This window comes from Azotosporobacter soli (assembly GCF_030542965.1).
Classification (GTDB): Bacteria; Bacillota; Negativicutes; order SG130; family SG130; genus Azotosporobacter; species Azotosporobacter soli.
This window is the reverse complement of sequence record NZ_JAUAOA010000014.1, coordinates 18698-39283: the sequence shown is the minus strand read 5'-3', so window position 1 is coordinate 39283 and position 20586 is coordinate 18698. Positions and strand designations below refer to the sequence as shown.

Genomic DNA, 20586 nt, shown 5'->3' with positions numbered 1-20586 from the left:
AAGCTGATATTCTTCCAAGAGTTGCTCAACGAAATCCCCAAATCGTTTTAAGTTGCGCGCGAAAAAGCTCATTCAACCTCTCCAGCTCGCATACCGGGTCCGACGGCATTTGGCGTGCGTAATCCGTCAGTTCGCGCAGCGACGTTTCGATGAATTGATTCAAGTCGTCGAGCCGCGCTTCGAGGTCTAGTTCCCCACCAGCGATTTTGCGCTCCAGCAGTGCTTCGATCTGCGCAGTCAGATCCGGACGATCGGCAAGCTGCGTTGCCAACAGCGTTTGGAACTCCAGCGGCGGCTGGCTGGTTTCGCGTTGCAGCCAGAGACAGGCGAGAATCGGGCGCAATACGTAGAAGTATTTTTTCGCCTTCACGGTTTCGCCCTTGAGGTAGTCGCGATAGTTGCTTGCCGCCATGCTCAGGTAATGGTGCAGCGCGGTTCGCCGCCCGAAGAAGGCGCTGCGGATTTCGCGCAGTTCCTGACGGATCGTTGGCTGTTCGCGATAGACGATGGGCGAGTCGAGCCATTCCATCAGCGACGGATTGTATTTGCGCAGCAAGCCGAGCGCTTTGCGTAAGTCCCAGCCGTTGACGTCGAGCAGGTCGGTTACCGGGTATTCGATGACGTCGCGCTTCTTTTCGATCGACAGATAGTCCTGGGGGCGTTGCAGGTAAACAAAGCGCACGTCATAGTCGCTGTCCTTGGAGGGAAATCCCCAGGCCCGGCTGCCGGATTCGATCGCGAACAGGATTTTGACGCGATGCGTTTGTTCGATTTCATCCAGTTTCTGTTGTATCATTTGTTGCATTCAAAATCCCGCCTTTCAAATTTTTGATGGAGAACGATTTAACACGAAGAATTGAAGAAATGCAGAAGATCGGAAGGATTCTGTTTTTATAAATCACTATTTTCTCTTCCATTCTTCCGACCTTCCCTTCTTCGTGTCGAAGCCTTTCGCTGTTTCATCAGTCGCTTACCCGCATTGCTTTGCAGCAACGAGAGCATTCAGCTGCTCCAACAACCCGCCGCCCTGGAGCGAGATGTTGCCGACCTTGTCGCAGATCTTTTCCAGAAACTCCAGTTCTTTCAGCCGATACAGCGTTTGGTTTTCATCCATCAGTTTGGCCGTATTCAGCAGGCTGCGTGTGGATGCGGTTTCTTCGCGACGGGTGATGACGTTAGCCAACGCTTTCTTTTCCGCGACCAGCACGGTATTAAGGATGGCCTTGATTTCCCCCGGCAAAATGATGTCTTTCACGCCTGCGAAAAGGAACTTCGCACCATAGTCGTCTTCTTTGCCTTTCATTTTATGCAGGACGTAATCTGCAATTTCTTGTTTTAACTTCAACAGTTCATCGAGTTTTAGCGTGCCGACATATTCGCGCAACACCATTTGCAGTTGCAGATAAATTTGCTGTTCATAATCCTTAACTTCCAACACGCTTTTTTCCGCATCGGCGATCCGGTATTGGCAGACGAAGTTGAAGCGTAGCGGCACTTTGTCTTCGGTCATGATTTCTTGTCCGTTAATTTCGATTTCCCGCGCCCGCATGTCGACTTTGACCACTTCAACTTTGGCAGCTCCGGTCCAGAAGTAGTGACGTCCCGGTTCGAGGATGCGCTGCAGCTGGTTGTCGAAAAACAGAACCCCCTTCATATGAGGTTCAACGTCATGCAGAACCGAATAGCCGCGAAACTGTGGCCGCGCGAGCAGGCTTCGGTCGATTGATGCATCAATTTTCGGTTGGCTGGTATCGATCATTTCAAAGCGGTGTTGTTTCAGCACATTCCAGAACGCATATTTTCCTGTCCCCAGTACGCCTCTGAACTTGCCGTCGATAAAATGAATGGCAATTTGGCGATCCGCTACATCGACGACGCTCAGTTCACGGCACAGTTCTTCATCGGAGAGAAACAGTTCCAGATCGTAATTTTGCAGGTAAAAAACTTGAGTAACGTCGAGGATTTCCACTTTATTGTCGAAGAACGGCAGCAGGAAGTGACGGCCCGGTTTCAACACGCCCTTGTAGTTTCCGTCTCTGAACCAGATACCCCGTTCTTGCTCTTTGATAATTATTTTCATGACGTATTCCTCCGTCTCATTCTTTCTTTTCATAGCAACCTGTCTCGTGGGAATCTTCCACGGATCGCATAGCCGGGCAAACGGTTGAGTCTCGCTTTGCCGGTTCCGGGGGCAAAGTACAGTCACGCCGCTGCGCGTCTGGGCTTCGCCTTGGGAGCCAGTAAAGCAAAACGGTATCCCCACTTGCACGAGGCATCGTTCCGGCATTGACGTGCCGCAGCGTCGCCAACAAGAAGATTCCCCGTTCCAGGTTCGTCTTGGGGATTCGCACCCCATCCCAAAAGGATTTCTGTGTTTGAATGCTTTAACCACTTAGCTAACCGTAAGGTTGTTACGGTGGAGGAGTCGAACCTCCGTATTTCAATATGGAGCCGCCGATCGTCCCGGTATGCCCGCGGGTGATGCCCCGGCACCGCAAGGCGGATGACGCCTTGGCCCAAGGAGAGGATGGCAGCCGTATTTTATAAAAGATTAGCCTTTGACGACGCCAATCGTCTTCAGCCGCTTAACCGGCGTGATCAGGTCGAGTTCGTTGGCGATGACGTCGTCGATGTTCTTGTAGGCATAGCGGGATTCTTCGGCCACGTCGCTTTTCTTGGCTTTGCCGAGGACGACGCCGCTGCCTTTCAGATCGTTCATCACCGCTTCCACCGAGAAGGAGGCTTTGGCTTTGGTACGCGACATCAATCGCCCCGCACCGTGCGAACAGGACTGGAAGCTTTCGACATTGCCTTTGCCTTCAACGAGGTAGCTATAAGACCCCATAGCGCCGGGAATAATGCCGCGTTCGCCCAGTCGCGCCCGAATCGCGCCTTTGCGATGCACCCAAACGTTCTTGTCGTAATGGTTTTCGAGCGCTGCATAGTTATGATGGCAGTTGATTTCGTCGCTGTACTGCGGCTGTATTCCCAAATGGCGTTTGACGGATTTTTCGACGACGTCCGCCACCGCTTGCAGCATATGTTTGCGGTTTTCGTGGGCGAAGTCGAGCGCCAGGTTCATCCAGGCGATGTACGATTGCCCTTCTTCGCTGCCGACTGGCAGGAAAGCCAGTTGGTATTCGTCCGGCACCGCCGCGAACCATTCTTGATTGTGCTTGCGCGCAATCGCATGAAAATGTTTGCAAATCTGATGGCCCAAATGACGGCTGCCCGAATGCAGCATAATGCCAACCTTGCCTTCGTCGTCTTCTTGCAGTTCGATAAAATGGTTGCCGCCGCCCAGCGTCCCGATCTGATAATAACCGGCATCGAGTTCCGGCAACAGCGTCTTGGCAAATGCATAACGTTCTTGGTCGGCGATAGCGACATCAATCGCAGTTGAGGCTTGTTTTGCTTTATGATGCTTAAAACCAACCGGCACGTTGCGCAGGATGTCGCCGATGATGCATTGCAGCAACGAACCGCTGCCGGTCATCGTATGTTTCAGGCTGTCCGCGTTCAGATTGGTTTGCAGGTAAGCCATACCGCAACCGATATCGACGCCGACCGCATTGGGGATGATGACGTCGTTCGCCGCGATGATGCCGCCGATCGGCATTCCTTTGCCTGTATGCGTATCGGGCATCAAGGCCACCCATTTATGCAAAAACGGCAGGTTGGACAGGTTGGTCGCCTGCTCGATGCATTCTTCTTCGAGCACGTCGTTGTCGCTCAGCCATACTTTAATCGGATATTTGTTTTTTTGTTTGTTATACATTACATACATGTGATCAACTCCTTGGCTATACTTTACTATTTTGCACAAAGCGCATCATTAAAAAAAGTTTGCGACCTTTCCGCACGCGCTTTATTTTGATATGATGAAATCATTGTTTTCTGTGAGATTTTAAAAACAAAACGCAGGAACGGTTTCAACACAAAGTTTTGAAGAAGCGCAAAGATGGGAAGATTTTTATTATAAATAACATATCCCTCCCTTCCCATTCTTCCCTTCTTCGTATTACCGTTCCCTATTGAAAACTGGTACCGAAAGGCGGCGATCCAATGGCCGGGTTTAGTGAATTGGTTAAAAATATCGATAAAATTCGTGATTATACGCGGGATTTTCTCGTTTATGGCTATAAGTGCCGCAATGATTATACGAATAAAAGCAATCGCAGTTATGATAATGAGCGTCGTCGGATCGAAAGCTATTTATCTGGTCATATTGAATGGGAAAATACGGCGCGCGGCAAAAATTTGTTTATCCGCACCAACGGCGCGGACGTATCGACAAATCCGTTGTTTTCTGTTTGGGAAGCGAAATCCTTTACGAACAACGACTGTCTGCTGCATTTTTGCCTCTTCGATATTCTGCGTGAACACCCCGGCGTTACGGCAGCAGAAGCAACTTCGTTCCTGTGCGACGAATACCTGGCCTGTTTTTCCGAAACTGCCGCCCCCGATGCGATGACGGTTCGCAATAAACTGAATGAATATGCCGCACTGGGTTTGTTTAAAAAAGAAAAGCAGGGCAAAGCCCTGCTCTACTCGCTCGCTGATAACCCTTTCGAGGAAGAGTTGCCTGCAATACTTGAAAAGCTTGCGACGCCGCTGCATTTTTTTGAAGCCATAACGCCGGCTGGCGTACTTGGGTATTTTGCCCGGCGCGACGCAGGGCAGCCGGAGGATGTGTTTTCGTTTCGCCATCTCTTCACGTTCCACACGCTTGACGACGCGGTACTGCTGGATTTGCTCGCGGCGATCCAAGCACGACGCTTGGTCCGTTTTGAAAACTGCAGCAACCGTTCGCATAATCCGCTGCGTGAGACGATCTTGCCGCTACGCATCGCAAGTAACGTGCGCCACGGTCGCCGCTATTTATTGGCATACAACCTGCGCCGCCGCGACTTCTTTTCCTTCCGGCTCGATTACATCAAAAACGTGGAACTGCTCGGCGACGCCCCCTTCTTCGACGAAAGGTTGGACGCGCTGAATAAACGTTTGGCTACGTCTTGGGGCGTATTTGTCGGACACGGCTCGCGGCGTGAACAGGTGGAAATGGTCTTGCAGATTGACGAAGTAAGCGAAGCCTACGTGCTGCATCGCCTGGAACGCGAAGGCAAGCACGGCACGGTGGAACGGTTGGGCGACAACATCTTCGCTTATCGCATTGAAGTCAGCGACACGCAGGAAATGGTGCCGTGGTTACGAACGTTCATCGGTCGCATTCGCTCGATTCGCGGCTCAAACCGCCGGGTCATCGACCAGTTTATTGCAGATATGGCGCAGATGGCTGCGATGTACGATGAATAACGGAGGTCTTGTATGGAACTGTTTAGTGAAATTCACAGCCGCTACTTTTTTATTATCAGCGAAGTTCTTAAGCGTGCCGCTTTAGCTCCGCTCAGCGCCGACGATATAGCTGCGCTCGTCGCACAGCTTGGTTTTGCCGAAACTCCGCTTAGTCTTACGCTTCCTCTCTTGGGCAGCGATGCATCCGGTTACTGCCTGCTGAAAGAAGCTGACGGTCTTTATTCGCCTGTATCGCTCAACCTGCCGTCGCAGCCTTTGACGACGCTGCAGCAACGGTGGCTCAAGACCATTCTCGCCGATCCGCGCTGTGCGCTCTTTCTACCCGCCCCGCTTCAACAACAGTTGCACGACTCTCTGTCTGAGGTCGCCCCACTGTATGACGAAGAGCAAGTCTTGGCGCTCGATAGGGCCAGTGACGGCGACGATTACGCCTCCCCCGACTATCGCAGCCGCTTCGCCGTACTGCTGCAAGCAATCCAAGCAAAGCGGGTGGTATTAATCACCTACGAAAGCGGCAAAGGCAATCGCCTGTCCGCTTATTTCGCGCCGTACAAGCTGGAGTATTCGCAGCGCGACGATAAGTTTCGCTTGATCGCACTGCGCATGCGCCAACAAAAAGCACGTAGCCTTTATAAATTGAATCTGTCGCGCATCACATCGGTAACGGAAACCGATTGGAGCGCACCTCCCGGCCTTGCTAGCGCCGTCCAAGCCTTGCGCCTGCCGGAGCCGGTCGAAATCGAAATTTCTAACGAGCGTAACGGTTTCGAGCGGATTTTCACCCAGCTGTCCAGTTTTGAAAGAACCTCCGAGTTCGACGAAGAAACGCAAACTTGCCGGATGAAGATCTACTACTATGAAGTCGACGAAATGGAGTTATTAATCACACTTCTCTCCTTCGGCCCGGTGATCCGCGTCCTTGGACCGGAGCGCTTCAAAACGCCGTTCGTCGAGCGGATCGCCAAACAGCGCCAACTTCTCTGCCAAACGAATGCGGGCGGGTCATGACTCCCCTACGGTCGCGAAAACGTGCCACTGGGACGCACCATTTTTGTCAGTTTTTCACAACATACAAAACAACCAATGCGTACTTATACATTGGCTGTTTCATTTTAGAGCTCCTCCTCACTTCTAAAGACAACTCTTACGGAATTATTTTTACGTATTTACTATTGGGATATAGATTATACCATATTCCAACGCCACCCCTTTTTGAGTAAAACTCTTCACTTTTTTTAATTCCGTCAATTTTCTCCAATAAAGAATCTATTTCTATTCTCTTTTCTGCAGCTGTTTCCCTAATGTTCTTTTCTACTTTATCAAGTTTTTTACCCTGTAATAATTCATTGTTTTCAGCAATAAATCCAGTTGTTATCTCATTCTTGCTTTGCCATATGAACCAAAGCGCCGATCTTAATAGTGCCCCATATCGCGCATCTAATGGAAGGTTTTCATTATCGCTTAACAACATATATTGTTTGAACAGGCTGTATTTTTCAAAATTGCTCACCTCTGCTTGTTCCTGGATAATTTTTCCTGATTTATTCAACATAATATATTTTGCTTTTGCCAGATTTTCAGGTAAGTCTATCACCACTGAAATTGCTATTTGAAAAAAAACAAAAACGGTTAATGCGCTGATAATAATTTTCTTTAATTTGATTCTATCAATTTCCACCTCTGAAGCTACACCATTGTAAAATAAGCACCCCCACCAAATGAGGCATAGATAATAGCCACCCTGGCTATCAATCAAATTTGCTCTTATTACATTTATGAAATAACACAAATTAATCTTATCCACAGCTACAATAAGCTTTTGACTTAAATAAATCATTTGCGTCTCTATGAAGCACAGATATACCCCTTTTATAACCATTGCAGGAATTAATAATGCACTTGAATAAAAAAATGCGTAATATAAAACGTCTTGATCACATTGCTGACCTGTATGCCTTTTAAAAAACACCTGTACTAATCCAGTAAATATTATTGCTCCTATTATATAGGAGCCCATTGCCCAAAGTGATTCGTCAATTGTAGGTTTTATCGATAGGCCATCAATCGACTTAACAATAGTCGCAAAAACTCTGTAGTATTCTTTATCCGTAAATGCAGCTAATATATTTACCATAATCACACTGTACATGTAATAAACAAATGGTGATATTGTCAGTTTTTCTTTTTTCAACCTAGTCCAGACTTGTCGCGGTGAAAAAACAACAAGTTTGGTAATATACCAATACTCCGCTAACGAACATGCCATAAATTTCATTTGCTTTAAAACAAAACTTTCTACCTGTACGTCCTCAATTTTCATATCAACACCTCCATTTATTTATCATTCTTTGCCGTCCTTTTTTTTCCTTTTCCACCAGATAACGTAATGGCAATTCTTGGTTTGCCGTAATAACAGCATCAACATCCCCCATTTTCACCCAAATGCCAAAGAACGATGACCACGCCGCCAAACGTGATCATCGTTCTTTATTTCTATACTAAGGAACACTCGAGGTCAGGCATGTATTATTCAAAAATACGACTGTCCCCACACCTCACGTCCTCCCGTCCCCCAAAGCCCCGCGTCAGAGGTTTTTCCAGAATGTTTAAGGACGAGGACTTCCAGGCAGGGCGAAATTAGACAAGTACGACAGCAGCAGCGGCATGGACGCCGCTGACAGACGCTGCGCGCGGATGGCGCATTGCGTCTGGTATGCAGTCGGACGCAGACTATTTCAACCATGACTGGCCCACAGTCCGATCTTTCTGGCAAAACCTTTGACGCGGAAAGAGCTAAAGAAAGCGACCTATCACACCATGATCAAGTTAAATTTGCCAAAGCCATAAATGACATCCCGAACCACAGGCGGTAAGTGTAGTTCCAAAAACGCTTCCTGTCTTCCCTTCTTCCGCCCTTCGTATTAAATCTGCCCCCATATGTGGTTTTTTAATTTATAAAACTTAAAGATAATTGCCGAATGCGAAATGCTGTCATAGGATTAAAAGGGCTTTTAGCTCATTGCACTTTGCAAGGAGTACGAGCGGCATAATAACTACATAGAAAGCAGGGAACCGAATGATGACAATGAACAGCGAAGCATCGGAAGCGACTAATGAAATTTGCGGCATCGAAGCAGCGCAGGCGAGGACGTTTGTCGGAGAAAATGCCGATTATTATTGGAGCAAATGGAGTGCGGCCCAAAATCCCCTTAAGCGGGCGGGATGGAACTGGTCCGCGTTTCTGGCAGGTTTTTTCTGGCTTGGTTATCGAAAGATGTATCTAGAAGTCTGGATGTTCGCCGCTTTGTTCTTGGCGTTCGATATCGCCGAGTTTCTGCTGCAAATTCCGTTCAGCAAGAGTCTCGGAATAATAGTGAGTGCCGTGCTTGGCATGGGCGGCAATACGCTTTACTTGAAACACATGCAGAAGAAGATCGCACTTCTCACTGCGCAAAATCTTACCGCACAGGAGACGGACGCCGCCTTGGCCGAAACAGGCGGAGCCAGTTGGCGCGGAGTGGGCATAGCCTCTTTAATCTTCGCGCTTTACATCGCTCTCAGTTTTGTGATCGAAGTTATCGTAAAAGCAGCTCGAATCACACAAGCCGCCAGTTAAATTCGCAAAAGCAACCAATGAAGTTCTGAACCGCAAAGCGGCTTCTGTTCTGCTGAAAGCAATGTCTCCTAAAATAAACTTCTTCGTATACACCAAAGCAGCCAAGGCGTCCTATTTCAGGATCGCCTTGGCTGTTTCATTTTTTCCACATCTTCTTTGTATTTACTTATTTCTTGGGCTATACGCACTGTATAACAGCGTTCTGTTTTTGATATCCTTAACGATTTTATCGACATCATCTTTCCATTCATCAAACGTCTCAAACTCTTCTTTGGTTATCGGATAGTATTCGGGAAGATCAAAAATGCCTGTAAGTATTTCAAAACAATACTGTCCACCATGAAATCCTACGCTATCAAAATTGCCTTGCTTAAGTGCCTTATAATCTTTCCAACTCATACAAAGATACACCTACCTTACCACGAGACCATTTTTCATTTCATCAATTGTTTCCTTAAGCATTTTTTCTGCAATTCCCATTTCTTCAAGAATAGGATTCATATAATCGCTAGCACTATCCAGATATGCCCTAGCGCTTCCTGCAATACAGATTTTCTTAAGGTCATCTATTGCTATTTCTTCTGTTGCTAATATTTCATCAGCTTTCTTGTAACGTCGTAATATTAATTCAAGCATTTTTGAGGGAGTATTTTGGTTCTGCTGTTCTATCAATGGAATTAATTTTGAAATCTGTCCGCGTAATACTCCTACAGTCGCAACGATCATATATAAACTCCACATAAAATTTATTCTCGATATATGTTTGGCTCTTGTGTGATTAACTTTCGAATCACGTCTTTAAGCTGATCCATCTTAAAACCACGTTTTTGAACAAGCTTTACGTCTTTTTCAAATTGGTTTCCATAGACCGGCTTTAGCATCTATATGCCCAACCTTCCAAACATATCCTCAGCATCTTTAGCGCGAGTCAATCCTTCTCCCTTGTCAGTGGCCTCCATAGCAGCAATGGTTTCCTTGTTCGGTTCCGGCAATCGTACAGGAAAAGGCAAGCCCCGGTTTAGCTCACACTGTCGATAGAACAGGCTGATTGCTTCACTGCTGGACATACCCAGTTGAGCAAATAAACTTTCAACGGATTCTTTTAACTTCGGCTCAATCCGCGCACGAACATACGCTGTCTTCATTGCAATCACCTTCCTTTTGTCTTATTGTACCACATTTGCGACAAATCATCCATGCACTCTCTTTTTTTCACACTCCACGTTTGAACCACAGGCGGCAAGCCGCCACAGGAATCGCTTCGCGCTTCAACGGTTTTGCCGTGCAAGCCGCAGCGCGGCTTCTGTGGTGCTAAAGCACTTGTGGTTCATTTTTTCTTCGTACCTCCCCCTCACGTTAAAACTTGCTCCGCCTTTCTTCGTCTACGTCCTCCCGTCCCCCAAAGCCCCGCGTCTGAGGTTTTTCCAGAACGTTAAAGACGAGGAGAGCCAGGCAAGGAGTCACAGACAAAACCTCAGAAACGCGAAGCAAGACGCTTCGCGCAGATACTATAATCATCTGAAAAACAAGGTACGCGTCCCTTTGTTCTTGCTGGCACGCGGGCTCAGACGTACCGCTATTTTCTGCTTGTTCTTTTCCGCCCCTATTGTGCTAAGCATAAACGAGGGAACGGTTCCGTTATTAAATGGAAACCGTTCCCTCGTTTGTTGTTTGCGATATTGCAATCAGTGATTCCTTAGCAAACGTCAGTCGCCTATTGCAACAAAGCAGAAATTGCGATCGTCTGCATCTCCGTTTCCGTCACCTGTTTTTATCTTCACTTCATTTTGATTCAAGGCAACAACTACAGCATTATCGCGTGTGTTGCCGCCATGGTCGTCAAATTTATCCCAACCGGGATAATTTTGCGTTACGGTGACAGCTGGAATGGTTTTAAAAGCCTGTGAGAAATTAATCAGGTATAATCCGCGTTCCAGGTGAGTTGAAGTAAAATTTGCACCAGAATAAATCGTACCGTTTAGATTGATGCTTCCCCAAATAATCGATGCCATGTATAGGCCTCCCTACTATTTATAATATGCCTATTGGCGGATGATAAAAGAGTATGTCCGCATTTCCTCCCCAATTCAGATGCTCACGACCTCCTTTTTACATATTGGAATATACGGGCTTCGTGTGACTAAAACATGGGTTAGGCACTAGTTGATTATATCACAAATTGGAAAAATAAGGAATAAGTGGGTTGGATAAAAAGAAAGGATTTTGCTGCGAACACTCGGGGGCAGACTTGACGCTACAAAATCATCAACTTATTTGCGCCCCTCACATCGTATACTTCCCGGTTCTCCGTCTCCAATTTCTCCGTGTTCTCACCTAAGCCCCTTTCGTCGACGCAATTTTTTCAGCGTCTGGATCAACAAAACCTTGCCGCCGGCAAGAATACCAATCCCCTACGGACGCGACATCCTTATCGCACCGTCGGCCTGCGGCATCCCTGCTGCAGGTTGTCCTTCTTTTCTCGGCAAAACCATGTCGCTCTCGCATCGTCCCCTAAAAAAACCGGAATTTTCGGGGTCAGGCAAAAATATGACTTATTTCATTTTCCTACACCTCACGTCCTCCCGTCCCCGCGTCAGAGGTTTTTTCGGAAGAAGAGAACCCTACGCGGGGTTTTAACCTACGGCGACAAAGTCCAGCGGACGAGTCCGTGTTCAAGTAAAACTACTATCTTTTAAAAGGAAATCCCTCATTAATCAAGAACCATATATTTACAATTATTTTTTTAAGGAGGCGCTTATTCATGTCTCTCCCTTTGAGAATTGGTACGTTCAACTGTGAGAATCTCTTCCAACGTTCTAAACTATTAAATCTAAAAGATGAAGAGTTATCCCGTATTTATTTAGGAAAAACAGCAGAGTTACAAACGTTGTTAGACGCCAAGTTATATGACGACTCCGTTCGGCAACAGGTTTTCGAAATTTCTAGCCAGCTAGTCAAATTTATCGACTTTCGCATTGACTTTGGAAGTTTAGGCGCGTGGAAAAAGCGCAAAGAAGATGGCATTACCGGCTACAGTATTTTTAAGAATTGCCTTGGACGTGATTCTTGGTCTGGCCAAATGCTATTCCGTCCCGATTTTTTTACCGACACGCAACGAAAAAATACTGCTCAAGTAATTCTGGATGCAAATGTCGACGTACTATGCCTAGTAGAAATTGAGAATATGACGACTATCAATGCCTTTAACTCTCAAGCATTACAGCATAAGTATTCCCAATATATCTCCATTGATAGTCCAAATGATCCACGCGGCATTGACGTTGCGTGTCTAAGTAAATTTCCTATTCTTCAAATTAAAACTCATGTTTTCGATGATTTCTCTACCTATCATCCTATATTTAGCCGTGACTGCCTAGAAGTTAAATTGGACTTAGGAACTTATGGACACCTTACAGTCCTTTGCAATCATTTTAAAAGCCAACGTGCTTTCTCAGCAGCAGATGCCGATGCCTCTGCCGCTAAACGAAAGGCACAAGCGCAACGTGTTGTGGAGATCATTAATAATTATGATTTAGAAACTGAAATGATCGCTGTTATGGGCGACTTAAATGAAGACTCTTCAAATCCTTATAACTCATTAAAACCTTTATTTGATTGCGACAATCTATATCCCGTTGTTGACCCCTCATTATCAATCGATCAACGCTACTCACATTATTATGCTGGTGGAACTCACGGCAACAAGCTTTCACAACTTGACTACATTTTCATTTCAAAACCTTTATTTGCTGCTAAAAATCGCTACGGCTTTGTTCGTGAAGGAATATTCGGCATTAACACCGCAACATCTGAACTTGGCGCTCCAGCAATCAATTTATATTCTACCGTCACTAGTGAAGACACTTCCGCATCTGACCATGCTGCTTTTTGGGTTGAATTCAATCTATAATGTCGATTGCTCCATGGATGGCTCTAGCAATCGACCATGCCTGGCCGACGAGTCCGACGAGTCCGTGTTCAGGTAAAACCACCACCGCGGAAAGAGCTAAAGAAAGTGCACCACTACCAAATTAAATTTGCCAAAGCAATTCACCCTATCGTGAAGCACAGGCGGCAATCGCAGCTCTGCCTGTGCTTCAAAATAATTTTCTTCGTCTCTAAATAAAATAACCGTGACCAGCGCACTCGCCTCAGTCACGGTTATTTTCCGTTTCTTCCCTTCAATCATCGTTTTCCCAATACGTCTCACAAGACTCTCGCAATTCGAACAGGCGTTATCACTTCTCTTTTTCTCCTAACCGATAACCATTTACCAGTTCATAAACCAGCGCAGCTAAGCAAAGACCCACAAATCCAAACATGATAGCAACTGCCATTTGTTCCATCTCAATCACTCCTTTGTTTTTATTTTTCCAATTTAATAAAACTATCGGAAAAACGACTATAAATTTGTTTCTCGATACGCACTGATTTTTCCTCCTATTTTTTTGTAAAATAAGGAAATTTTACAAATTTGGTGATAACTATTCATAGAAATTTTTTTCGGCCATTTTTCTTGGCATTTTTTCCCTTACAGGCTACACTATAGATAATTATTCTTCCCGACGTTTCGCAATGCTACTTAAGGAGGAGATAGCCGGTGGACACGCCCATGCTCTTAGAGTATCTTTGGGTCTTACTCATCCTGATTCTCCTGGAAGGCATCCTGGCGGCTGACAACGCACTTGTCCTCGCCGCTCTGGTAAAGCCCCTGCCGCCCGATACACGACGCAAGGCCCTGTTTTACGGCTTGGTCGGCGCTTTCTTCTTTCGTTTTCTTTCTCTCTTTCTCGTTTCAGTCCTGGCGAATTACTGGCAGTTCCAGGCGCTGGGCGCGGCTTATCTTCTCTACCTTGGCCTGAGTCACATCATCCGTCGCCTTGTCCTTCACCAGTCGTCGCAGACGGAGGAATCCTCCGACGCTGCATCGAGTCTTTGGCTGACCGTGGTCAAGGTGGAGATTGCCGACGCGGCCTTCGCCGTAGATGCAATCTTCGCCGCCATGGCCTTAGCTGTCACTCTGCCGGACAGCGGCTTGCCGGTTTTCGGCGGCATGGATGGCGGAAAATTCGCCCTGATCTTGCTCGGCGGCCTGATCGGCATCGTCATCATGCGCCTCGCTGCGGAATTTTTCGTCAAGCTGCTGCTTTCCCACCCTGGCCTTGAGTTGGCGGCTTTTGCCATTGTCGGCTGGGTCGGCGTCAAACTGACGGTGTTCACGTTATCCCATCCGCAGATCGCGCTGCTGCCGGAGACATTTCCATCTCATCCTTTATGGAAGGCCGTCTTTTGGGCCGTCTTCTTACTCTTGTTTTTCTGGGGCTATCGTTGGAAACCGGCTGACAAACGCGCGCCTTTCTGACCGCAGCACAAGAAAAAACAAGTGCGCTTAGAAACAGCGCACTTGCTTGAGACTATCGACAAAACGAAATCCCGCGGGACGTTTTTTACACGAAGAGGGGAAGGTGGGAAGATTTTATTATTATTCTTCCTTTCTTCCTACCGGGCCGATCGAATCGGCCCGCTTCGCTTCTTCGTGTTATTGTTTCTTTTCATCCTTCTCTTCTTTCGTATCCATTCTATTTTTAAAATTGTCTACACTCTGAAGCAAGTGCGCTCATGACCAGCGCACTTGCTTTTTTTCATTTTTTCAGTTCGATCCGTACCGCTCGCCGTTCTTTTAAAATGTAACAGTCTTTTACCCCTACGACCCGCTTGTCATCGGAGGTCAGCTGCGCCTGGTTTTTCTGTACATCGTAGCGCAGTTCGAACGAGGTCTTGCCATCGAGGTCAAGTTCGATCGGAATCTCGATCAGCGGCGGCAAAGCGCCGGGCGGCGCAAAGTCGATCTGCACAAAGCCCTCGCTTCGCTCGGTAAGCAAGCCGTCAAAGACCATGCGATGCTGCCGGATTTCATAGCCGTCGCGAGCTATCGTCCGAACGATCTCGCCGCCGCTGTAACCGGGTGCAATGGTCAGTCCGGTCGCATCGACTAGACGATGCGAAAACAGATTCATGCCAAAAAAGGTTGCCAGCGCCACCACGAGCGATGCGACCGCCGCCAGATAACCCAATACACTTTTCATTCCGCTCACTTTGCTTCCCCCTCTCATCCGATCATACTGCCGGTCGTCAGCAGCTTCAACAAACGCAGTAATCCGCCGAAAATGCATCCGCCGCCGATAACGGCCATAAAAATGAAGGCTGGATATAAAAAGAGCAGGCGCGCGGTCTTCGGATGACGCAAAAACTCCGTTCCTTTTATATGATAGGAAATGGCGCCGCGCGGGCAGCGATCGATGCAACGGCCGCACTTGGTGCAGCTGCTTCGCGTCTCTCCGGCTGCCAGGCTCGCTTCATTTAATGAAAAGGTCGGACACTCTTTAAGGCAGATCTTGCAGTCCACGCAACGCGCCCGGTCAATGCGTACGGCAAAGCTGTTGCAACGGTTGAACAACGACTGAAACGCGCCAAAGGGACAAAAGAGACCGCACTGCGTCCGTTTGCCGCTTTTGAGAGGCAGGTATATGACCAGGCCCAGAAAGAGCGAAACGAAAATGACGGCCTGCAAACCGGTTTCGAGCGAATTGACCGCCGGATATTCGGTCACGGTCTTGAACGGGCAGAGCCACTCGCAATACGCGGGCGACAGCGTTGCCGCGGAAAGCAACACGACCGCCAGCAGCACCGCCCACGGCAAATACGTCCAGCGTTGGTCGAAAGAGCGGATCGAAGGCTTCTTGCAAAGCGAAGCCATGCCTTCGTCCATGCCGCCGAAAAAGCAGATCCAACTGCACCAGCCGCGCCCGACGGCCAGCGAAAAGCCGATCCAAAGCACGATCATCGTCGCAACGCCTGCGTACCCGGCAAACATTGAGCCGGGGAAGATGATCGTCTGCGTCAAAGCAGCCGGAATGAGCAAAGCCGGAATCACCAGCGGACAAAGCGGCGCTTCGCCGTCCAAGATATTGGCCGTCGACAGTTCCATCGTGCCTCGCATCTCAAACATGTTCGCCAGAAACGAGACGACGAACAGCACCGACGCTGCGACAAAAAAGATTGAGCGGTAGCGATGCGTTCGCCCGCTGCGCAGCATTTTAAAAAAGATATAGTTTGCAAACAGATATGTGATCCCGGCGGCGATCGCCTGCAGCGGATCTTTGAGGTTATGCCCGTGCAGCAAAAGCAGCGCCGTTAAAAGAAGCATCGGCAGGCTGAGTAGCGCCGCCTTTCCCCAACTTAAGCCCATTTCGTTTTGCTTTGTTTCGCTTGCAATCCCTGTCATGGTATTAATCCTCCTGCCATCATCAAGATGCCCCGGTACAGATAAAAAACCGCTGCAACCAGGGCCGCCAAGCGCCCGATGGTCTTAAGCTCCGCGCGCCTGCGGCAAAAGCCGAGCAACGGCAGCGGCAAAAAATAAAGTGACGTGCCGATAAAGAAACTGAAAAAGTACAGCAGACTATCACGCAAGGTTTGCGTCTGAGCCGCCGCCGCAAAGGCCAGGAGAAACGGCGGACAAAGATTGAGCCCCGTGAGTAGCCCTAACGTCGCCGGCCAGGCAGCCGTCTTTTTTTTCACCATTTGCCCCGCACAGGCTTCGCTTTTAAAACCGCGTCCGTATGCAAGCAAAAGCAGCGCAAGCAGCACATAGATGCCGCCCATCGCCGCTTCGCGCATCAGGCCGCTTTGTCGCCAGAGCTGCCCCGCCCACCAGGCGGCCACGGCAAACAAAAGATAGCCCAGCAGCCGCCCGCCAAGAAACTGCAGCGTCAAACCAGCGCTGCGCCTGACGTCCTGCGCTTCGCCAAGCAAAAAGGGCAGCAGCACCGGCGAACAATACGCCAAACAGGTCACGCCGGTCGCCAAGCCCAGTAAAAATCCTTCCCACATCCTACGTTTTTCCTCCCCGTGCATAAAGCGCTTGCCGTTCTAATCCTACTCCCCAAACGGCATAAAAAGAGAGGCGGCTTCGCCTCTCCCATTAACAGTTAAATACATAAACATCGCCATAGAAAAGTGCCTAATTCTGAACAACATCACGTAATGGAAATTTTCAAGTCTTTGTAAAAGTTCTCATGTACTCCGAGAAGAATTAGCGTCAATGTATCTGGATCAAAAGAATACGCAAGAAGAAAAAGCTGGTTTTGCACCTGAAACTTGTGAACTCTAATGCCAACAAGATCACCTTTCTTCTCTTCTCCGAGGATTAAATTGGAGGTAATAGCGCGAATAGCATCATTTACTTCTTTGCGCTGATTGGCATGCAACTTTTTGTAAGTTCTTTTAAAACTGGGTTTCTGAAATAGGTTCATTCGACGAACTCAAATGGTTCCGACTTTTGTGTTTTGCCAATCAGAACATCTCTAATAAATTCGATAGGGAGATCTGGATTATCCAGCGCTGCCTTTCCTATTTTAGCCCAATATGCAATTTGAAGAGGAACGGTTCTAAACTCGGCTGCCGCACATTCTTTTGCTTCTTCGTACAGTGCGTTGTCGACTCTGATTGGGATACTCATAAAAACACCTCCCTGTAACTATTGTAGCATGTCGCGACAATGAAATGAAGTCCTCCTGCTCATAAAAGCGCTTTAATTGTTCGATCATATCGGGTAGACTGAAAGATATAATCGTTCGCGCAAAGACAACTTATTTTTCAAAACGCTTGGTATTGGGGATGATCGGATGCACTCCAGCACGCAACAGGAGCAGGTGAAGTTCTGGGTATTGCCGCAATTGAATAATTTGGAGTTATTGCATGCAAGCTATACCAAGCATTCTTTTGCCAAGCACATGCATGAGGGTTTTGCCCTTGGCGTGATTGAACGCGGCGCACTGGCTTTTTCATACCGGGGGGAAAAGGTGATTGCCCCTGCAGGACACATCAATTTGGTCATCCCCGGTGAGGCGCATGACGGAAGCGCCGCGTCAAGCAGCGGCTGGACGTACCGGATGTTTTATCTTACGCCGTCGCTCATGGCGCAAGCAGCTTATGAGGTTTCCGGGCAACTAAAAGCGCCGCCCTTTTTTAGCGCCGGAGCACTGCGCGATGATGCGTTGGCCGCCGCGATCCGAAACCTGCATCTCTTATTGGAAAATCCGGCGGTTCCCCTGTTGGAACAGGAATCGCTCCTCTTGGCGCTGTTAAGTCGTTTTATTTTGCGTCATGCCAAAGAACGTCTTCCGCTAGAACGCGTCAGCAGGGAAAATTTGCTCGTCAGCCGGGCGCGACACTATCTCGAAGATATGTATGCCCGCAATATTTCAATCAAGGAACTGTCTGCGCTCTGCAACCTCAGTGCATTTCATTTGATACGCGTCTTTAAGGATTGCGTCGGCGTCCCGCCCCATGTGTATCTGAAGCAGGTTCGGATCAGACGGGCAAAAGAGCTCTTGGCGCAAGGCCTGCCAGCGACATTTGTCGCACAGGAAGTCGGCTTTGTCGACCAAAGTCATTTTTCCAAACAGTTTAAGCAGATCACCGGAATTTCTCCCGGTAAATACAGCAATATCGTACAAGCGCTTTTGCCGAGAAACGATAGAATGGAATAAAACCGTTACGGGTTTTTAAACTGTATGGAATGGGAGATGGCTGCTATGTTATGCGCTACGGATTTGTGGAAAGAAACGTATCCCGGAGCAAGCGCCGGTTATCTGGTGCTCGGCAATGTGAGCAATCCTGATTGTTGTGAAAGCTTGGAGGAAAGCAAACGAAAGTTAGAGGCCAAGCTGCGGACGCGCTTTTTGCGCAAAGATGATTTGTCGCTTGATCCGGCGATGGCCGCTTACAGCAACTACTACAAGCGGCATAAAAAAACCTATCATGTGCTGCAACAATTGGAGTCGATTATTTTCAAAGGCAAGAGCATTCCCCGCGTCGCGGGATTGGTGGAAGCGATGTTCATGGCCGAATTGAAAAACGGCTTGCTGACGGCAGGACACGATTATGCGGCGCTCCAGGGGTCGTTGCTGCTGGACGTGGCTGCGGGCGACGAAAGCTATGTTTTGATTAATAAACGCGAGCAACTGGCCAAAGCAGGCGACATGAAAATGTCCGACAGCCGAGGCATGATTTCAAGCGTCATCCACGGGCCGGATTTTCGCACCCGCATCGTGCCGGAAACAAAAAAAGTCGTCTTTACCGTGTATGCACCATCCGGTATTTCGCAGCAAGCCGTCGCCAATCATCTGACGGACATTTACGCCTTTGTAAAACAATGCGCGCCGGATACCGCCATCGAAAGCCAAGGCGTTGTCGGTTAAAACGTTTCTCTGCTCGTTTCACGCTGCAAAGAAAAAGTGCCGGATTGCAAAACCCTGTCGCAATCCGGCACTTTTTTATTTATCGACTTTCTTGCGCAAAGGCTAACGCTGGTTCGTAGCCTGTTTGTCGATGCCGCTGACCAATTGTGCGATTGTAAGAATCATCCGGCATGATTGTTCAAAAGAGTCGACCGGCAAGAACTCACAGTTGGAATGAAAATTGTGCGCGCCTGTGAAAAAATTCGGCGTCGGGATGCCGCGCGCCGAGAGCGCGGAGCCGTCCGTTCCGCCGCGCATCGCCAGCGTTTTGGGCGGGATGCCGAGCCGCTCCATCGCTTGATAGATGTAGTCGATGCATTGTTTGTTCTCTTCGGTCAGCGAGTCTGCAATGTTGCTGTATCGGTCTTTGATTTCAAAAGAAATTTCCGCTTTCGGATGGCGCGCCGCAATCAGTTTCATTAAATCGGCGATGTAGGTTTTTCTTGCTTCATAGAGATTTTTATCATGATCTCTGATGTTGATGTTCACGACCGCCGTATTCGGATTCGCCGTAATGCCGCTGATCAAAAAGTATCCCATCTTGCCGTCCGTGTGTTCCGGCGTGTCTTTTTTGTCGAAATGGTTGATGATATCATTCGCCACCAAGCTCGGATTGACCAGCACGCCTTTGGCGGACATCGGATGCGCCGTTACGCCTTTTATCTTTATCACGGCACTTCCGGCGTTAAACGTCTCATAGACGACCTCGCCTATTTCGCAGCAGTCCAACGTATACGCGAATTCGACCGGGAAATCCTTGAGATCCATCGCCTTAGCGCCCAGCAAGCCGATTTCCTCATCCGGCACAAACGCGATGAAGATGTCGCCATGGTAGAGCGACGGATCGTCTTTCATTCTTTCCACAGCAGTCATGATCGAGGCTATGGCCGCCTTGTCATCCGCGCCGAGTACGCTGGTTCCGTCCGACACGATGATGTCCTGACCGATATAGGAAAGAAGTTCCGGATGTTCCGCTCTTCTTATCCAGATATCCTGCCCTTTATTGAGTAGAATATCCTGACCGTCATATTTTTCCACGATTTGCGGCTTGATGTTCGGATTCATATGCACATCGACCGTATCCAAATGCGCCAGAAAACCGATCGCCGGGACACTCCCGCTAAAACCATCCGGCAGGTTCGCCTCAATTTTCGCGATAAGAATCGCCTCTTCCGTCAGTTTCGTATCGCGGATTCCCATTTCCTTCAGTTCCTGTTGCAAAAGCTTTGCAAGCGCCATCTGGCCCGGCGTGCTCGGTATTTGGCTAACGCCCGCCTTGCTCTGACTTTCTACTGCAGCATAGCGAAAAAAACGCTCTACGAGTTTCGTCTTACTCTTCATTGCAACCAT

The 20586-nt window shown here is 48.3% G+C and carries 21 protein-coding genes; 7 read left to right on the top strand and 14 right to left on the bottom strand.

The window, feature by feature from the left end:
• Nucleotides 1–25: 25 nt before the first annotated feature.
• From QTL79_RS12395 to QTL79_RS12385, 3 genes are all read right to left on the bottom strand, one after another.
• Nucleotides 26–805 (bottom strand): nucleotidyltransferase domain-containing protein, encoded by a 780-nt coding sequence (locus QTL79_RS12395; protein WP_346355283.1) that lies wholly within the window; start codon nt 803–805, stop codon nt 26–28.
• Between the two features lie 165 nt (nt 806–970).
• A complete protein-coding gene (locus QTL79_RS12390; protein WP_346355282.1) occupies nt 971–2080 on the bottom strand; it encodes an SPFH domain-containing protein in 1110 nt (369 codons plus the stop codon).
• A gap of 471 nt (nt 2081–2551) precedes the next feature.
• Nucleotides 2552–3787, bottom strand: coding sequence for an RtcB family protein (locus QTL79_RS12385; protein WP_346355281.1), 1236 nt, complete (start codon nt 3785–3787; stop codon nt 2552–2554).
• A gap of 278 nt (nt 3788–4065) precedes the next feature.
• Between QTL79_RS12385 and QTL79_RS12380 the strand changes: the two genes are divergently transcribed.
• The gene (locus QTL79_RS12380; protein ID WP_346355280.1) at nt 4066–5316 is read left to right on the top strand and encodes a helix-turn-helix transcriptional regulator; all 1251 of its coding nucleotides are present in this window, start codon (nt 4066–4068) and stop codon (nt 5314–5316) included.
• 12 nt (nt 5317–5328) lie between these two features.
• The gene (locus QTL79_RS12375) at nt 5329–6324 is read left to right on the top strand and encodes a WYL domain-containing protein (RefSeq protein WP_346355279.1); all 996 of its coding nucleotides are present in this window, start codon (nt 5329–5331) and stop codon (nt 6322–6324) included.
• 136 nt (nt 6325–6460) lie between these two features.
• On the opposite strand, the gene QTL79_RS12370 is transcribed toward QTL79_RS12375, so the two are convergent.
• Complete coding sequence (locus tag QTL79_RS12370) at nt 6461–7636, bottom strand: YIP1 family protein (RefSeq protein ID WP_346355278.1); 1176 nt, start codon at nt 7634–7636, stop codon at nt 6461–6463.
• A gap of 756 nt (nt 7637–8392) precedes the next feature.
• On the opposite strand from QTL79_RS12370, the gene QTL79_RS12365 reads away from it, so the two are divergent.
• The gene (locus tag QTL79_RS12365) at nt 8393–8932 is read left to right on the top strand and encodes a DUF2628 domain-containing protein (protein WP_346355277.1); all 540 of its coding nucleotides are present in this window, start codon (nt 8393–8395) and stop codon (nt 8930–8932) included.
• Nucleotides 8933–9094: 162 nt separating this feature from the next.
• Here the strand turns inward: QTL79_RS12365 and QTL79_RS12360 are convergent, their stop codons facing one another.
• The 4 genes from QTL79_RS12360 to QTL79_RS12345 all read right to left on the bottom strand — a co-directional run bounded on the left by QTL79_RS12360 (nt 9095) and on the right by QTL79_RS12345 (nt 10944).
• Nucleotides 9095–9331, bottom strand: a complete 237-nt coding sequence (locus QTL79_RS12360) for a hypothetical protein (RefSeq protein WP_346355276.1) — start codon at nt 9329–9331, stop codon at nt 9095–9097.
• Nucleotides 9332–9343: 12 nt separating this feature from the next.
• The gene (locus tag QTL79_RS12355; protein ID WP_346355275.1) at nt 9344–9658 is read right to left on the bottom strand and encodes a hypothetical protein; all 315 of its coding nucleotides are present in this window, start codon (nt 9656–9658) and stop codon (nt 9344–9346) included.
• A 155-nt stretch (nt 9659–9813) separates the two neighbouring features.
• Nucleotides 9814–10077 carry a type II toxin-antitoxin system RelB/DinJ family antitoxin gene (locus QTL79_RS12350; protein ID WP_346355274.1) on the bottom strand — a complete coding sequence of 88 codons (264 nt, stop codon included), beginning with the start codon at nt 10075–10077 and terminating at the stop codon, nt 9814–9816.
• 561 nt (nt 10078–10638) lie between these two features.
• Nucleotides 10639–10944, bottom strand: coding sequence for a hypothetical protein (locus tag QTL79_RS12345; RefSeq protein WP_346355273.1), 306 nt, complete (start codon nt 10942–10944; stop codon nt 10639–10641).
• A gap of 749 nt (nt 10945–11693) precedes the next feature.
• On the opposite strand from QTL79_RS12345, the gene QTL79_RS12340 reads away from it, so the two are divergent.
• The gene (locus QTL79_RS12340; RefSeq protein ID WP_346355272.1) at nt 11694–12842 is read left to right on the top strand and encodes an endonuclease/exonuclease/phosphatase family protein; all 1149 of its coding nucleotides are present in this window, start codon (nt 11694–11696) and stop codon (nt 12840–12842) included.
• A 690-nt stretch (nt 12843–13532) separates the two neighbouring features.
• Nucleotides 13533–14294, top strand: coding sequence for a TerC family protein (locus tag QTL79_RS12335; RefSeq protein WP_346355271.1), 762 nt, complete (start codon nt 13533–13535; stop codon nt 14292–14294).
• A gap of 280 nt (nt 14295–14574) precedes the next feature.
• On the opposite strand, the gene QTL79_RS12330 is transcribed toward QTL79_RS12335, so the two are convergent.
• The 5 genes from QTL79_RS12330 to QTL79_RS12310 form a co-directional block, all read right to left on the bottom strand.
• Nucleotides 14575–15027 (bottom strand): hypothetical protein, encoded by a 453-nt coding sequence (locus tag QTL79_RS12330; RefSeq protein WP_346355270.1) that lies wholly within the window; start codon nt 15025–15027, stop codon nt 14575–14577.
• 14 nt (nt 15028–15041) lie between these two features.
• Nucleotides 15042–16217: a 4Fe-4S binding protein gene (locus tag QTL79_RS12325; protein WP_346355269.1), complete on the bottom strand. Its 1176-nt coding sequence runs from the start codon at nt 16215–16217 to the stop codon at nt 15042–15044.
• On the bottom strand, nt 16214–16825 hold the full coding sequence (locus tag QTL79_RS12320) for an urease accessory protein UreH domain-containing protein (RefSeq protein WP_346355268.1): 612 nt from the start codon (nt 16823–16825) through the stop codon (nt 16214–16216). The genes QTL79_RS12325 and QTL79_RS12320 overlap by 4 nt, the downstream gene beginning before the upstream one ends.
• Before the next feature lie 146 nt (nt 16826–16971).
• Nucleotides 16972–17247 (bottom strand): type II toxin-antitoxin system RelE/ParE family toxin, encoded by a 276-nt coding sequence (locus tag QTL79_RS12315; RefSeq protein ID WP_346355267.1) that lies wholly within the window; start codon nt 17245–17247, stop codon nt 16972–16974.
• On the bottom strand, nt 17244–17453 hold the full coding sequence (locus QTL79_RS12310; RefSeq protein ID WP_346355266.1) for a TA system antitoxin ParD family protein: 210 nt from the start codon (nt 17451–17453) through the stop codon (nt 17244–17246). Before QTL79_RS12310 ends, QTL79_RS12315 begins: the two co-directional genes overlap by 4 nt.
• A 166-nt stretch (nt 17454–17619) precedes the next feature.
• On the opposite strand from QTL79_RS12310, the gene QTL79_RS12305 reads away from it, so the two are divergent.
• Entirely contained in the window at nt 17620–18486 is an 867-nt protein-coding gene (locus QTL79_RS12305) for an AraC family transcriptional regulator (RefSeq protein ID WP_346355265.1), read from the top strand.
• Nucleotides 18487–18531: 45 nt separating this feature from the next.
• Entirely contained in the window at nt 18532–19197 is a 666-nt protein-coding gene (locus QTL79_RS12300) for a hypothetical protein (RefSeq protein ID WP_346355264.1), read from the top strand.
• Nucleotides 19198–19299: 102 nt separating this feature from the next.
• Here QTL79_RS12300 and pepT read toward each other — a convergent pair whose 3' ends face one another.
• The gene (gene pepT, locus QTL79_RS12295) at nt 19300–20577 is read right to left on the bottom strand and encodes a peptidase T (protein WP_346355263.1); all 1278 of its coding nucleotides are present in this window, start codon (nt 20575–20577) and stop codon (nt 19300–19302) included.
• Nucleotides 20578–20586: the final 9 nt, after the last annotated feature.

Excerpts from the sequence above, each read along its gene's own strand:
- QTL79_RS12395 (WP_346355283.1), bottom strand. The coding sequence starts at position 805 with ATGCAACAAATGATACAACAGAAACTGGATGAAATCGAACAAACGCAT.
- QTL79_RS12390 (WP_346355282.1), bottom strand. The coding sequence starts at position 2,080 with ATGAAAATAATTATCAAAGAGCAAGAACGGGGTATCTGGTTCAGAGAC.
- QTL79_RS12385 (WP_346355281.1), bottom strand. The coding sequence starts at position 3,787 with ATGTATGTAATGTATAACAAACAAAAAAACAAATATCCGATTAAAGTA.
- QTL79_RS12380 (WP_346355280.1), top strand. The coding sequence starts at position 4,066 with ATGGCCGGGTTTAGTGAATTGGTTAAAAATATCGATAAAATTCGTGAT.
- QTL79_RS12375 (WP_346355279.1), top strand. The coding sequence starts at position 5,329 with ATGGAACTGTTTAGTGAAATTCACAGCCGCTACTTTTTTATTATCAGC.
- QTL79_RS12370 (WP_346355278.1), bottom strand. The coding sequence starts at position 7,636 with ATGAAAATTGAGGACGTACAGGTAGAAAGTTTTGTTTTAAAGCAAATG.
- QTL79_RS12365 (WP_346355277.1), top strand. The coding sequence starts at position 8,393 with ATGATGACAATGAACAGCGAAGCATCGGAAGCGACTAATGAAATTTGC.
- QTL79_RS12360 (WP_346355276.1), bottom strand. The coding sequence starts at position 9,331 with ATGAGTTGGAAAGATTATAAGGCACTTAAGCAAGGCAATTTTGATAGC.
- QTL79_RS12355 (WP_346355275.1), bottom strand. The coding sequence starts at position 9,658 with ATGATCGTTGCGACTGTAGGAGTATTACGCGGACAGATTTCAAAATTA.
- QTL79_RS12350 (WP_346355274.1), bottom strand. The coding sequence starts at position 10,077 with ATGAAGACAGCGTATGTTCGTGCGCGGATTGAGCCGAAGTTAAAAGAA.
- QTL79_RS12345 (WP_346355273.1), bottom strand. The coding sequence starts at position 10,944 with ATGGCATCGATTATTTGGGGAAGCATCAATCTAAACGGTACGATTTAT.
- QTL79_RS12340 (WP_346355272.1), top strand. The coding sequence starts at position 11,694 with ATGTCTCTCCCTTTGAGAATTGGTACGTTCAACTGTGAGAATCTCTTC.
- QTL79_RS12325 (WP_346355269.1), bottom strand. The coding sequence starts at position 16,217 with ATGACAGGGATTGCAAGCGAAACAAAGCAAAACGAAATGGGCTTAAGT.
- QTL79_RS12320 (WP_346355268.1), bottom strand. The coding sequence starts at position 16,825 with ATGTGGGAAGGATTTTTACTGGGCTTGGCGACCGGCGTGACCTGTTTG.
- QTL79_RS12315 (WP_346355267.1), bottom strand. The coding sequence starts at position 17,247 with ATGAACCTATTTCAGAAACCCAGTTTTAAAAGAACTTACAAAAAGTTG.
- QTL79_RS12310 (WP_346355266.1), bottom strand. The coding sequence starts at position 17,453 with ATGAGTATCCCAATCAGAGTCGACAACGCACTGTACGAAGAAGCAAAA.
- QTL79_RS12305 (WP_346355265.1), top strand. The coding sequence starts at position 17,620 with ATGCACTCCAGCACGCAACAGGAGCAGGTGAAGTTCTGGGTATTGCCG.
- QTL79_RS12300 (WP_346355264.1), top strand. The coding sequence starts at position 18,532 with ATGTTATGCGCTACGGATTTGTGGAAAGAAACGTATCCCGGAGCAAGC.
- pepT (WP_346355263.1), bottom strand. The coding sequence starts at position 20,577 with ATGAAGAGTAAGACGAAACTCGTAGAGCGTTTTTTTCGCTATGCTGCA.